Raw genomic sequence first — 12,903 nt, 5'->3', positions numbered from 1 at the left:
AATCCGGTTTGATTCTCCGGTTTGATTCCTGTTCGCGGTAGCGTGCCGTAGGCATATTTACTCGTAGAGGCAGGGAACTCTTAACAGAAAAGAAGGAATATAAGGTGTACTGAGTTTGTAAGCGCAAAGCGCAGGCTGCGCCAACAAAAATCAAATATTATTCCTATATCTGTTAGTTTAAGGTAAATTTGAATTAACCTGGAAATTTCGACTCAGGAGTTAAATTGATGGATATACTCATTGAATCGACCAAGGATTTTGAAAAAGATTTAGAACAATTTACCGATACGGAGAAGTTTAGAATTATTAAAGAAATGAATCTCTATTTTGAACTTTTGTCATCTGAAAACAATTCTTTTTATCAAAATAGCGAACAACTGAGAAATATAAAACTTAATCACTCCTATGATTCCACTATATATTCTCTTAAAATTAATGAACAACAAAGAATAATTTTAACTATTGATGATGACCCAATTTTTGGTTGTATATTAGTCACTTTATTTAGAATAGTTAATGCAGAAGATGCACAAAAGGCATATAACGCTATTGCAGAGTTTATTTATCAAGATTTTACAGTAGATGAAAATCTAGAAGTTAAAGTTACTTCTTTCTAATGCCACAAATTAAACCTCTTCTAGATGAATATGGCGTTATCTATGAAGCGATGAAGATTTTGCCAGAAGATTTAAAAATTGATTTTCTCCAAGCTTTAGCGGAATTAGAAGATAATGAATGTCACAGAACGCGAACGTTTCCCAAAACGAGATTACATAAAGTAACAGGTATTAAACAAGCAATATACCGTGCTGATATTGATAAAATCTCTGGGTGGCGTATCCATTTACAGTATATTGAAGGTAGAATTCATCTCAAAGATATTATTGGTGGTCAACATCATGATAATGTCATTGAGGTAATTAAACTTAAAAAAGATCGATATGATTAATTCGTAATTCGTAATTCGTAATTCGTAATTCGTAATTCGTAATTATCTTTACTTAAACCCGATAATTAGTTAATTAACAACTTTATCCTAAAACGGCATCTACATTTAACTGAATTTCGGGAAATATTTGTAAATCGAGAATATCACCACGCTGAAAAGTTTTAATTTCGCTATAACCATTTGCGGTAGGGTAGCGATAAACTGTAATTACTTGTTCTTCAATATCGACTAACCAAATTTCCAAAATTCCGCTACTCGCATAAAGAGGAATTTTAACTTCTCTGTCATATTCAATGCTACTATCTGCAACTTCAACTAATAGTAAGATATCCTGTGGTTGCGGGTGTCCAGCTTCATAAAAATCTGCACGAGGTTTGAGTAATGCTATGTCTGGTTGCGGTTCTGAAAGATTATTTAAGATAATTGGATTTTGAGCATCAATTATTGCTAATTCACCCAATAGTTGAGAAAATAGGTTAATTAATCTCCGCACACAAGTTGCGTGTCTTGTTCCAATTGGTGACATTTCAATAATTTCTCCGTTAATAAGTTCTACTCTGTCATCTTCTTTCAAAATTCCAGCTTTATTCATTTGGTGGTACTGAGAAATGTTAAAGCGTCGTTTGGCTAATTGTACAACCATGAGGAATCTCCTAGTTTGACTCTATAGCTTGACTATAGCAATCATAAATGAAGTGTGAACACATATTTTCTAGTAGATGTTGGGTTACGACGCGGTTTGGTGATTTATCTATGATCTTTATCAATTACAGCACTTCCGGCTGTTATGAGGTACAAGAACCCCCCCCCCAACCCCCTCCCCGCAAGCGATGAGGGGGCTATCATGTATCTTATAACAAAGGAATCTGCTGTAATTATCGTGTCTAACCCAACCTACAAAAGGTTCGCAATCTCAGCAAAGATTGCTATATTCTTACATTACAAATAATCAAAAAAGACTTCTGGAACTAATCTTAATTCTCCTGATTTAAATTTAGAAATATCTATCCATAAAGCGCGGTGTTTACGTTCTGGAGTTTCGGAAAAAGTGATACTTTCGATTTGGTAAAATTTGGCATCTGCAAAATCACATTCATAAAGTTGAATGATTTCATGTCCTTGTTTACCATCGAAAGTAAATAGGTTTTCTATACAATTCAAGTAGCGAATATTGGTTAAATCAGCTTGAATTTCTTCTTGGAACTCTCTTTCTAAAGCTACACGACTAGTTTCGCCGAATTCCACACCACCACCTAAAGCCCGATAGAATGTTGATTGTTTTGCGGGATCATAACCTTCAGATACAAATATTCTATCACCATCTCGAATTAGTGCTAGAACTATAACGCGAATTTGACCTGCTTTATTCATTGTTTTGACTAATTATCGTAAATTGAGTAAGCGCGACTTTCACTATCTTCAACAGGCCAATCTGAGTTTTCGCCGCCGATATATAATTCTTCAATAGTGACGTATTCTTCACTTAACTGGGTGAGAGAATTGATTAAAATATCGAGTGCCATAGCATCACTGGTTCCTAAATCAAACCAACAACGCCCCCATTCTCCTTCATACTCAAACTCACCCATGTTGTGCATCAAAGATAATAGACTTTTGTCATAACCTTTGGCATCGTAATTCATGTAGCTGATATCAAATCCGGTATCTTGGACTTGGAGATTTTCAGCATTAAATGCCCCTAATTTACCCAAATAAAACCAGGAATTAAAAACTTCTTCTACATATTGTTTTTCACGTTGGGAGGGTACAGTGCTGAATCTCAACCAAATCCAGACATCAAAAGCATTAAACTCACGGAATTGAATGTTCATCTTGGTAAGTAGTAAGACTGAAGAAAAGAAAAGTTAGTAGTAAGGGCTTTAGCCCTATCAAACCTAGCAAAAGAGCGATAAACCGCTCACTACGACAAAAATTTTATCTGACATTTAATTCTTTCTACCTGACTTGAAAATAAGACCCCACCCCTAACCCCTCCCCGCAAGCGAGGAGGGGAATAAGAAGTTTTTTTCATGCGTTCTGGTGTACGAAGTTCATGATGGCTACTTAATGGGTAATAGCTAATTATGAATTACGAATTATCATAAATTTTGTAAGCGTTGTGTAGCTTGTTTACGTTCGTATTCAATTTGTTTTACTAGACTAGCGGGGAGTTGGGAATTTTTGGTTAACGCTTTATCAAAATTAGCGATCGCTTCCTTAATCAGATTCTGGCTTTTTTCATTTCTTCCCTGTGCTTGGAGGATTTGGGCTTTGAGGTAATAGATTTCTGGGTTATCCGCAGTTGTTTTTAAGGCGCGATTGACATAATCTAAAGCTTGAGGGTATTTTTTCAAATCCCGGTAGGCCAAAGCAATACCCCGATCTACCAAATACCCAGGGGCGGCATTTTTTTCTAGCCGTTCAATTGCTTGATCTGGGCTAGTAAAAGGTAAATTCACCGCCAATAATAAATCCATGTAGCCTCGGATTAAGTTTAACTCTGGATCATTGGGAGCGATCGCTTCGGCATTACCTAAATATTCATAAACTTTGCGTAAGCGACTGAATGCTTGTGAAGCACCATTGACAGTTCCTTCACGAGTGATAATTACCGCACCCTCCAAAAAATTTCCCACAGCACTGTATAAATTACCACGTAATGGGTCACTACTAATCAACTTTTGTCCAGTTTCCAGAGTTTGACGACTGTAATTATTGAGACTAGCCCAATCTTGATTTCCATAAGCTAAAGATGCTTTCATCGCATAAGCTAGAGGTTCATCAGGCTCACTAGAGAGGGCTTTTTCCAGAAAATCGGCTGCTGCTGGATAATTTCCCTGTTGAAAAATAGCTTTAAAAGCAGCTTCTGTGCGATCGCCAATTTTACGCGGTTCACTACTCCGAAACGGATCACCAGCCAAAGAAGGATTTACCCATAGATTTAGAGTAATAGCAGTAACAAAAGCCACTTTAGCAAGTACAGGAAATCGAAGCGAGGTTATTAATTGAGGAATAAAAAACGGTTTCAACATAAAAATCCTCAGAATAATTGCGGTTGTAATAGTCTTATCCGTTACTTAAAATGCAAAAAATAGTCAATTTTCAACTTAAGTTATTACCGTCAAAACTTTCTACACCCTTAAACACTAAGTTACTTAGTACAAGATGTCAGTTTTGCTGATTCCACAACTCATACTCCTTCCCAGTGTAAGATCACTTATCTTCTTCCTTCTTCCTTCTTCCTTCGCGCCTATCCCTACGGTCCCGTAAGGGATACGCGGTTCATTAAATCCGTATTCTTCTAACCGCGACTCATAGTCCTTCAGACTTGGTGGTTTGCTAACTTTTTGGTAATCTTAACAAATGCTCTATCTTAGAAATTTAACCTATCACCCCACAGCTTGCCCAACAGCCATTCTCAAATCAATCAACTTAGACTTACCACCCCAACAACTAGGTCTAATTATTGGTCCCAGTGGTTCTGGTAAAAGCACCTTACTAGAGATTTTATCAGGACTAGCTGAACCCACATCTGGCGCAGCTTTCTGGCGGGAACAACAACTCATAGCCGAACAGTTACAACAATTAGCTGGGATAGTGTTTCAGTTTCCAGAAAGGCACTTTTGCGGTGGTACAATTTTAGAAGAATTACGTTTAGGGCATCCAGAATTAGGCTCAGAGCGAGTTCACCAGGCATTAAGCGAAGTAGGATTAGACCATTTATCACTCTCTACCTCTCCCCATGCTTTAAGCGGTGGACAACAGAGACGTTTAGCTTTAGCAGTGCAATTGATTCGCCAACCGAATTTACTCTTATTAGATGAACCCACAGCCGGTTTAGATTGGTCAATGCGTCGCCAGTTAGTAAATTTATTAGCGAAACTGAAAAAAGATTGGACACTGTTAGTTGTAACACATGACGCTGGGGATATGTTGCCAATAGCTGACAAGTGCTGGACACTCAATCATGGTGTACTAGAAGCAGTTGATCCAGCGACATTGGCAAGTAAAGAAAAAGAACCAATAGTAAATTAAAAATTAACAATTACAACAATAATAATGACTCTAGAATCTTTACCTATAGCCAGCTTACCGGAAATGGCAGAAATCTGGCAGCAAACTCTCAATTGGCAACCAACAGACCAACAACAAAAACAATTTCAACAGCTTTATGAATTAATTGTAGAAGGGAATCGGCAACTTAATTTAACTCGCATTACTGAACCTGAAGAATTTTGGGAAAAGCATCTTTGGGACTCTCTGCGAGGTATTGCACCAAAACAGCAATTTATTTCTTCTCTCTCAGATGGAATATCTGTAATTGATATTGGCACAGGTGCAGGTTTTCCGGGTTTACCAATTTCTATAATTTTTCCCAATTGTCAAATAACTCTGTTAGATTCAACGCGTAAAAAAATTAATTTTATTGATTCGATATTAAGTAATCTTTCTCTAACCAATACTAAAACAATTGTAGGAAGGGCAGAAGAGATTGGTCAGGAAAATAAACATCGCCAAAAGTATGATTTAGCTTTAATTCGGGCAGTGGGTACAGCTTCCGCTTGCGCTGAATATAGTCTACCGTTGGTAAAACAGGGTGGTTTAGCTGTGATTTATCGGGGAACCTGGACACAAGAAGAAAGCCAAAGTCTAAAAAATGCTGCTAATCAATTGGGTGGAGTAATTGAATTAATTGAAGAATTTACCACACCTTTTACTAACAGCATTCGTCATTGTATTTATTTGCGAAAAGTGGTAAACACTCCAATTCAATTTCCCCGTGCTGTTGGGATACCGAGTCAAAAGCCTTTGTAAGTTTGCTAAAGGGAAATTGATAAAAAATCAATTACGAATTATCCTAATTTAGTTGCGTCTGCAAAGCGTTGATTAATTTCATCCCAGTTGACTACATTCCACCAAGCTTCTAAATAATCAGGACGACGGTTTTGATATTTAAGATAATAGGCGTGTTCCCAAACATCATTACCAAAAATGGGATATTTGCCTTTGCTTAAAGGATTATCTTGATTTGCGGTAGTTGTAATTTCTAATTTACCATTTTTGCTGCGAACTAACCAAACCCAACCACTACCAAAACGACCAGCACCAGCTGCATTAAACTGTTTTTTGAAATCTGTAAAACTACCAAAATTATCTTTAATTGCGGTTGCTATTTCTCCTGTGGGTTCACCACCGCCATTCGGTTTCATTATTCTCCAAAACATGGAATGGTTAACATGACCACCGCCATTATTTCTAACTGTAGTTCTAATATCTGCGGGTACATTATCGAGATTTTGCAACAGTGCTTCAACTGATTTACTTTTCAGTTTTGGGTGTTTATCTAATGCCTGATTTAAGTTGTTTACATATGCTGCATGGTGTTTATCATGATGGAACTGCATTGTTCTAGCGTCTATATGCGGTTCTAGTGCGTCGTAACCATAGGGTAAGGGGGGTAGTTGAATAGCAGGTACTGAAGGGGTAGATGTTTCTGCTGAAGCAAAGCTATCTAAGAGAAAAGCACCACTACTAGCACTCAGTAAAACCAAGAAATGACGACGATTTAAAGCCATAAATCTTTTTGCAGCTACGTTTTTGTAAATTTGCTCACACTTTCCACTGTTTTAGATCATAACTGCAAAAATAGATTAAGGGATTGTGATTCACACCCCTCAACAGTATCAAGTCTATTCATCCAATACCTACGTTTATACGTACTAAGTCTTGTTTGTATTTATATATGCAATATTCTGATTTGGGGATAAATGTCTATCTAGCTAGAAAAACCTGTAAAGCTTTATTTGGCGATACTTTTATTCTCCTTCAGCAAGCATTAAATAGTCAAATACTTGATCAACCTTTTCTAAAATAGGTTTTTTAAGCACTTGCATTTTGCTATTTATACCTGTACAATAGCATTTGTCACGACAAGTAATAAACACGCACATAAGTTTATATAAATACCAACAATATGAGTAACCAAGTCTATAAGGTATTTGAAGAAATCGAGTTTAAAGCCAAGCTACTGGCTCAATACTGGAATAATTTTCACACGGAAATATCCCAGCATTTACCAGAGAGTTATCAGCCGGAAATACAAGAACTTTCTCATAATTTAGAAACAGCATTAACTCAGCTAATTTTTGAACTGCAAAATCCTACTCTTACTCTGGCCACAACAGGAACTACAAGCAGCGGTAAAAGCACTCTGGTTAATTTGCTATGTGGAGCGGAAATTGTCCCGGTTGCAGTTAGTGAAATGAGTGCTGGGGCTGTGACAATTGAGTACAGTAAAGAAAAGTCTCTAATCATTGATGAAACACCGGGGGCGTTATGGGAGTGTGGAGAATGGAGAGGAATTAGTGACGATAAAATTTATCAGCGTCTTTATCAAGCAATGATAAGTTATATCGAAAATAGAGAAACACAACCAAATTTAGCCTGTCCACAATCTACAATTTCTTACCCTTTTCGATTGTTAAAAGAATCTCAATTACAATTACCAAAAGGAACAAGAGTCAGAATACTTGATTTACCTGGTTTAGCCTATGTGGGTGATCAAGGTAACGCCAATGTGATTAAACAATGTCGAGAGGCTTTGTGCATAGTCACATACAACAGTGCAGAAACAGATTCTCAAAAAGTAAAAAGTTTATTGCAAGAGGTTGTACAGCAGGTAAAAGATTTAGGTGGTTCTCCGGCGCGGATGCTTTTTGCACTGAATAGGATTGATGTTTTTAGAGCAGATAGAAGTTGGCCAGAATCAGAAAACCGTTTTGTAGAAAAAGCTATTCGTGATATTAAAAATGAATTAACTGATCAATTAAAGGAATACACAGAAGATATTGTAAATTTAAAAGTGGTAAAACTGAGTACATGGCCTGCTTTGTTATCTTTGCAAATTCAAAATCAAGATGATATTTATAGTGCTGAAGCTTCTAAAAAAGCAGACAACAATTTTAATGGATTAATTGAAGATATATTAGAAGATTTGCCACGTAACACACAAAAATGGAATAGACACGATAAAAATAGAGTTGCTGAAGCATTATGGAAGAAATCCTATGCTGAAGAATTTCAGCAAAATTTACGAGAACATATTAATAAAAACTTTCCACAATTGGTAATTCCGCAAATTATAGAACGGTTTAATATTGCTGCTGGAAATGCCATAGCAGAATGGGCAACACAAACAACAACAGCTATTTTAAATAGTTCTGAGGAGCAATATCAACAAGAATGCGAAAACATAGTACAAATTAGATTATCACTTAAGAGTTTTTTGGAAATTAGTGATAGAAACTTAAAAGAGCCTTTTGAAAGACTAGATACAAAAGTTAAACAGGTTTTAGCAAAGCAGTCAGAAGATGACGTTGTAAAGTATATAAGAACCATAATTTCAGAACTTCAAGAGGTAGAACCATACGATGAATTAGGGGTAAAATTATTTCCACTTTATTCATGGGAAAATGAATTTCAAAAAGGAATTAACCAAGTATTGGAAGCAATAGCAAAGTCTTTAGAAACTGGAAGAGTAGACTTAGATAGTCCAAATTTAAAAAGAGCAAACGTTTTAAATGTCAATTTATTAGCAAGAAACTTGAACCGTTTAGTTGACTTAGGCTACAAAGCTTCCGTTGCTAAAGAAGGAAAAACAATGGAAGCAAGAACAGAACTAGAGAAAAATAAACTCAAACAACTCAATGAGGAACTCAATGAACTAGCTATACATCTTAACATTGTAATACAGGATGTATTGAAACAAATTTCTACTCAAGAATTAAATAGAATTTATCAAGCTGTGTCTGAATTATTTCGTTGTCACTTGTCTTATTTTGAAAAAGAAGGAAATGATATTGCACCCAACATAGCGATTAAATTTCCTGAATCAGAACTGAGTAAAGTTGAGAGTAATTTAACATTTAATTTCCAGTTTAAAGCAGGATTTGCTGTCACACAAGGGACTTGGGAAGAAGCGGTACAAGTTGAAAAAAAGAAAAGAACTTGGTATACATTGTGGATAAAGAAAAAAACCTTTTATGAAACCGAGTATCAGCCACGTTCTAGCGATAATGCTAAACTACCTAGCATAGAAGATTTACTTACAGGTTGGGTAGAACAGGCTAAAGAAGAAGACTCTGAAAGAGTAAATCAAGTTGCACGCTGGTTACTAGACCAAATTGATTGTCTAAAAAAAAATGTAGACAAAATTCAAAATGATATTATTGACCGTTATCAGGAAAGACTCGATAAGGCAAATCAGGAAATCACTTTAGATTATGAAAAGCAGAAAAGTGTCTGGCAACCTATGGAAAAAAAAGCTCAAAACCTAGCAGAAAATTTTTCTAAGTTAGAAGAAATTTAAATCAATTGTTAACACAATGAATTTTGTTCACCGAGAATCTTTAATACATTCAAAAAATGCAATAATATGAATACGCAAAAAATAGGATTTTCTCCAGGCAAAGAACTAAAAAAATTGTGTGACGACATTTTTAATGAAATTTATCCTCAGATAAAAAAACAGAAAAAGGGAGTTCTATCTACAATAATCTATATAATACTTGAACAAGAACATTCACAAGCAGAACAAATTCATAAATATTTTCAAATTGAAAATAACGCATCATTAGAAGATGATTTATCTATATCAGCAGACGTTATTGGGCTTTTTATAAGTGACCCCAATAAAAATAAAGACTGGTGGAAAGAAATCATAAATGATGGAGTAGTTCAGGTAAAAGAAATCGCAAAGGATGCACGTAAAAAGATTGGGAGTCGTTTGGAAAGTAATGATATGAAATTATTTCAAATTGTTGTAATAGGATGTCTAATTGTAGGAACAGTTTCTTGTCTTATATATCTCAAGAAGAAACAAGGAGAAGTAGAAAAAAAAAGCAAAAATAATACACCATCAGATAGCTCTCCACCACCACGAAGAGTTCCTGTATCTGTAGCTTTATGTCTGGTTGTACCAGCAGCAGTAGTAAGAAATCTAGGGAACGTCATAAAAGATACTACAATCAATGTCTCTGATATAGAAACACTAATAGAAAATGCTTCATATTTTCTATGTACAAGTCCTGAATATACTAATGCCATACAGCTAAAATTAACCAGCGAAGATATTAGAAATGTAAGTGAACAAAGGGAAATTTACATCAGAATCAAGATTGATGATGGAGGAGACATGAAGGGTAAAAAAGTTCCCTATATTTTAAAAAGGAATCTCCCTTCTAATGGACAAGGTATCGTTGAAAAAATAGCTTGTTTAGAATATCTATCTGTATCTGGTTTAGAAGACTTTAACCGTATTTAAGGAGTATCTACAAAATGGATTGGAAAACAGCATCTTCCTACTATGAAACCCGTCTAACCGACGCTTTAAACATCCAAAGACACGCGGTTAATTTAGCCAACTTACCTCAAGCAGAAGTTCCCGACAAATTAAAACAAACACTATTACAAGAAGCACAACCCGCACGTCGTCAACTAGAAAGACTCAAAAAACGCGAATTTCGCATTGCAGTAGTCGGGTTAGAAAAAGCCGGAAAAAGTACCTTTGTTAATGCTTGGTTAGAATGTGATTTACTTCCAGCTAAAGGAGGAAGATGTACATTTACAACCACACAAATTTATTCAGTTGAAAATGAATCGGAACAAAAACTAGAAGTACAAGCAAAAACAGAAGATGAATTTATCAACTTACTCAAAGAACTAGAAAAAGCCAACGCGCAAGAAGATATTAATACTATTCGTATCAATGAAATCACTTTACAACAAGTGAGACAAGAAGGAAACCGGACATTTCCATTTACTAGATTAGAAGATATTCGAGAACCTTTAAAAAAATATGTAGCAGATGAAAAATATGCTCATGCTGTGTTAGAAGCTAGACTTTATACAAACAAACTTGCACAAGCTGAAGGGATTGTTTTTTATGATGTTCCCGGTTTAGATTCAGGTTTAGCAAAGCACGTTGACGAAGCACAAGAAATGTTATCAGATTGTGATGCTGTGATATTAGTACAGCGTTTTACCAGTCTCAGAGAAAAAGAATTAGAAATCATCAAATTTACAGAACAGGGTGATAAAAACGTCACTGTTGCTGATAAATTGTTTGTGTTTTTAAGTCGCATTGATTCTTTAGGTAGTGCAGAAGCAATGAAAACCCACATTCAAGAAGCTTCTCAAGACTGGTTAAAACGGGCAAATTTACCTAATCATAGAATTGTTTCTGGTTCTGCTGGTGCATATTTGCTATTAAATAATATAGCTGGAGAACAAACTAAATTAGAAATTGGAGATGCAAATATTATTCAATCTCATTTACAGAGATTAACTGGTATTGCTGATGAAGAAAATCTTAAAAAATATGCTACAGGTATTCCTGAAATCAAAGAGAAAATCTTTCATTATATTAATACTGAAAGAGTCGCTATTTTAAAGAAACGGTGTGAAGCTTCTCTAAATACAATTATCAGCACTTCTGAAGAAATTTATACAATAGTTAGTAAAAATCATCCAGAAAATCCAGAAGAAGCAAAATTATTTGCAGAAAATAATCGTCGAGTTTTATTTGCTGAATGGTGGAATCAAAAATGGTTAATTATTAAAGCTGATTTACAAAAATACTATGATGCTTATGTTGTCAACCAAGCTTTAGAAAATTTAACTGCTAATTCCTTAACTCAAATAGAAAAATTTCGAGAAGGATATCTAGAAATTGTTGATAAAGAAATGCAGAAACTTAGGGAAGAAACATTTAAAAAGAAAGATACTATGTTTCTGGCTAACTCAAATCCTGAATTTGATAGAATGAAAGCTAACTTTGCTTGGAGAGAAGATTTGTATAATGATATTAGTAAACTTTTATCTAATATTGCTAGACAACTGGCTTTAGAATTACAAAATGAAGCCTTAAATTTAGTTGAATATATGACAAGTTTATTATGGGGAAGTAATCAAGTAAAAGCCAGATTAATTGAAAATTCAGAAGATTATTTTTTATCTAAATTAGAAAATAGTTTAAGCGTGTTATTTTTACGCTTTGCACGTCCAGTAGCAGAAGTTTTGATTCGTGGACCTGTTAACAGTGATACTCGCAATAAAATTATCAAAAGCCTGGGAGTAGATATTGAAATTGTAGATAACTACTACACTGGAGAAGAACTTGCTTATAGCGTTCTTAAAAGATATATAAAATATGGTGCTGATTTGCTTTTTAACTCAGAAATTCGCCAACAAGTATTAGGAGTAACCGCAGCACCAAAGCCAAATTCTCTAAATGTTTCTCATGAATTTATAGTTGAACAACAAGCTGTAATTTTTGAAGTTGAAAATGATATTAATGCTTTTGAGGAATACTTGCGATTTGCAATTTTTAATGCTGCTAGTTTTGAATCATATTGTATTCAAGAACTCAAAGGTTTAGTTGATAGCTTTAGAGAAAAAGAAGGTACTTGGACAGGGGTTGCACTGAATGAATGGTTACAAGGAAATCCACTTTTATTAGCAGAAATACCGAACAATTTAAAATCACAAGAATCTAATTTAGAAGTTAGTGAAAGATTACGACAATTATCTATTGCATTAAAAAGGACTCATTCACAAGAAAGTTAAATTTTATTCTCTCACCACGATTAGTAACTGTAGTTTTGGTTGATGCAAGGAAATATGATATCACTTTTGTATCCCCGACTTTTTAGATAATGTTAGGATCTACATCCAAAGCTTTTAATAACAATCTAAACTCAAACTAAATCCTGAACTTATACTTATTCACCCAAAGAATTGGCAGTGATTATGGATGATTATCTTAGTCAGTTAACTGGTGGTGAAAATTGATTATCTTAATCACAAAATAAATTCAAAAATTAATTTCTAAATCCTGTTCATCCTTTAATCCTGGATATCCTGATTCTGACAATTGATAGGACGGGGAAACCCCG

General features: G+C 35.0%; 12 protein-coding genes. 7 read left to right on the top strand and 5 right to left on the bottom strand.

The window, feature by feature from the left end:
* The first annotated feature begins 227 nt into the window (after positions 1-227).
* Complete coding sequence (locus tag A9Y75_RS08550) at positions 228-617, top strand: hypothetical protein (RefSeq protein ID WP_071189142.1); 390 nt, start codon at positions 228-230, stop codon at positions 615-617.
* On the top strand, positions 617-949 hold the full coding sequence (locus A9Y75_RS08545) for a hypothetical protein (RefSeq protein ID WP_071189141.1): 333 nt from the start codon (positions 617-619) through the stop codon (positions 947-949). Before A9Y75_RS08550 ends, A9Y75_RS08545 begins: the two co-directional genes overlap by 1 nt.
* Before the next feature lie 82 nt (positions 950-1,031).
* On the opposite strand, the gene A9Y75_RS08540 is transcribed toward A9Y75_RS08545, so the two are convergent.
* The 4 genes from A9Y75_RS08540 to A9Y75_RS08525 all read right to left on the bottom strand — a co-directional run bounded on the left by A9Y75_RS08540 (position 1,032) and on the right by A9Y75_RS08525 (position 3,981).
* The gene (locus tag A9Y75_RS08540) at positions 1,032-1,592 is read right to left on the bottom strand and encodes a Uma2 family endonuclease (protein WP_071189140.1); all 561 of its coding nucleotides are present in this window, start codon (positions 1,590-1,592) and stop codon (positions 1,032-1,034) included.
* A 296-nt stretch (positions 1,593-1,888) separates the two neighbouring features.
* Complete coding sequence (locus tag A9Y75_RS08535) at positions 1,889-2,320, bottom strand: NUDIX domain-containing protein (RefSeq protein ID WP_071189139.1); 432 nt, start codon at positions 2,318-2,320, stop codon at positions 1,889-1,891.
* 8 nt (positions 2,321-2,328) lie between these two features.
* On the bottom strand, positions 2,329-2,781 hold the full coding sequence (locus tag A9Y75_RS08530) for a DUF3531 family protein (protein ID WP_071189138.1): 453 nt from the start codon (positions 2,779-2,781) through the stop codon (positions 2,329-2,331).
* A 267-nt stretch (positions 2,782-3,048) separates the two neighbouring features.
* Entirely contained in the window at positions 3,049-3,981 is a 933-nt protein-coding gene (locus A9Y75_RS08525; RefSeq protein WP_071189137.1) for a Sll0314/Alr1548 family TPR repeat-containing protein, read from the bottom strand.
* 331 nt (positions 3,982-4,312) lie between these two features.
* On the opposite strand from A9Y75_RS08525, the gene A9Y75_RS08520 reads away from it, so the two are divergent.
* Together A9Y75_RS08520 and rsmG are read left to right on the top strand one after the other, a co-directional pair.
* Complete coding sequence (locus A9Y75_RS08520) at positions 4,313-4,984, top strand: energy-coupling factor ABC transporter ATP-binding protein (protein ID WP_071189136.1); 672 nt, start codon at positions 4,313-4,315, stop codon at positions 4,982-4,984.
* 24 nt (positions 4,985-5,008) lie between these two features.
* The gene (gene rsmG / locus A9Y75_RS08515; RefSeq protein ID WP_071189135.1) at positions 5,009-5,764 is read left to right on the top strand and encodes a 16S rRNA (guanine(527)-N(7))-methyltransferase RsmG; all 756 of its coding nucleotides are present in this window, start codon (positions 5,009-5,011) and stop codon (positions 5,762-5,764) included.
* 38 nt (positions 5,765-5,802) lie between these two features.
* On the opposite strand, the gene A9Y75_RS08510 is transcribed toward rsmG, so the two are convergent.
* A complete protein-coding gene (locus A9Y75_RS08510) occupies positions 5,803-6,525 on the bottom strand; it encodes a superoxide dismutase (RefSeq protein WP_071189134.1) in 723 nt (240 codons plus the stop codon).
* A gap of 398 nt (positions 6,526-6,923) precedes the next feature.
* On the opposite strand from A9Y75_RS08510, the gene A9Y75_RS08505 reads away from it, so the two are divergent.
* The 3 genes from A9Y75_RS08505 to A9Y75_RS08495 all read left to right on the top strand — a co-directional run bounded on the left by A9Y75_RS08505 (position 6,924) and on the right by A9Y75_RS08495 (position 12,574).
* Positions 6,924-9,317: a dynamin family protein gene (locus A9Y75_RS08505; RefSeq protein ID WP_071189133.1), complete on the top strand. Its 2,394-nt coding sequence runs from the start codon at positions 6,924-6,926 to the stop codon at positions 9,315-9,317.
* A 66-nt stretch (positions 9,318-9,383) separates the two neighbouring features.
* Positions 9,384-10,271 carry a hypothetical protein gene (locus A9Y75_RS08500; protein WP_071189132.1) on the top strand — a complete coding sequence of 296 codons (888 nt, stop codon included), beginning with the start codon at positions 9,384-9,386 and terminating at the stop codon, positions 10,269-10,271.
* 14 nt (positions 10,272-10,285) lie between these two features.
* Positions 10,286-12,574, top strand: a complete 2,289-nt coding sequence (locus A9Y75_RS08495; RefSeq protein WP_071189131.1) for a dynamin family protein — start codon at positions 10,286-10,288, stop codon at positions 12,572-12,574.
* Positions 12,575-12,903 lie beyond the last annotated feature (329 nt).

Origin of the sequence: Trichormus sp. NMC-1, assembly GCF_001858025.1 — a bacterium.
Taxonomy (GTDB): domain Bacteria; phylum Cyanobacteriota; class Cyanobacteriia; order Cyanobacteriales; family Nostocaceae; genus Anabaena.
This window is presented reverse-complemented; position numbering and strand designations above follow the sequence as displayed.

Coding starts and splice junctions, on each gene's coding strand:
- A9Y75_RS08550 (WP_071189142.1), top strand. CDS start 228: ATGGATATACTCATTGAATCGACCAAGGATTTTGAAAAAGATTTAGAA.
- A9Y75_RS08545 (WP_071189141.1), top strand. CDS start 617: ATGCCACAAATTAAACCTCTTCTAGATGAATATGGCGTTATCTATGAA.
- A9Y75_RS08540 (WP_071189140.1), bottom strand. CDS start 1,592: ATGGTTGTACAATTAGCCAAACGACGCTTTAACATTTCTCAGTACCAC.
- A9Y75_RS08535 (WP_071189139.1), bottom strand. CDS start 2,320: ATGAATAAAGCAGGTCAAATTCGCGTTATAGTTCTAGCACTAATTCGA.
- A9Y75_RS08530 (WP_071189138.1), bottom strand. CDS start 2,781: ATGAACATTCAATTCCGTGAGTTTAATGCTTTTGATGTCTGGATTTGG.
- A9Y75_RS08525 (WP_071189137.1), bottom strand. CDS start 3,981: ATGTTGAAACCGTTTTTTATTCCTCAATTAATAACCTCGCTTCGATTT.
- A9Y75_RS08520 (WP_071189136.1), top strand. CDS start 4,313: ATGCTCTATCTTAGAAATTTAACCTATCACCCCACAGCTTGCCCAACA.
- rsmG (WP_071189135.1), top strand. CDS start 5,009: ATGACTCTAGAATCTTTACCTATAGCCAGCTTACCGGAAATGGCAGAA.
- A9Y75_RS08510 (WP_071189134.1), bottom strand. CDS start 6,525: ATGGCTTTAAATCGTCGTCATTTCTTGGTTTTACTGAGTGCTAGTAGT.
- A9Y75_RS08505 (WP_071189133.1), top strand. CDS start 6,924: ATGAGTAACCAAGTCTATAAGGTATTTGAAGAAATCGAGTTTAAAGCC.
- A9Y75_RS08500 (WP_071189132.1), top strand. CDS start 9,384: ATGAATACGCAAAAAATAGGATTTTCTCCAGGCAAAGAACTAAAAAAA.
- A9Y75_RS08495 (WP_071189131.1), top strand. CDS start 10,286: ATGGATTGGAAAACAGCATCTTCCTACTATGAAACCCGTCTAACCGAC.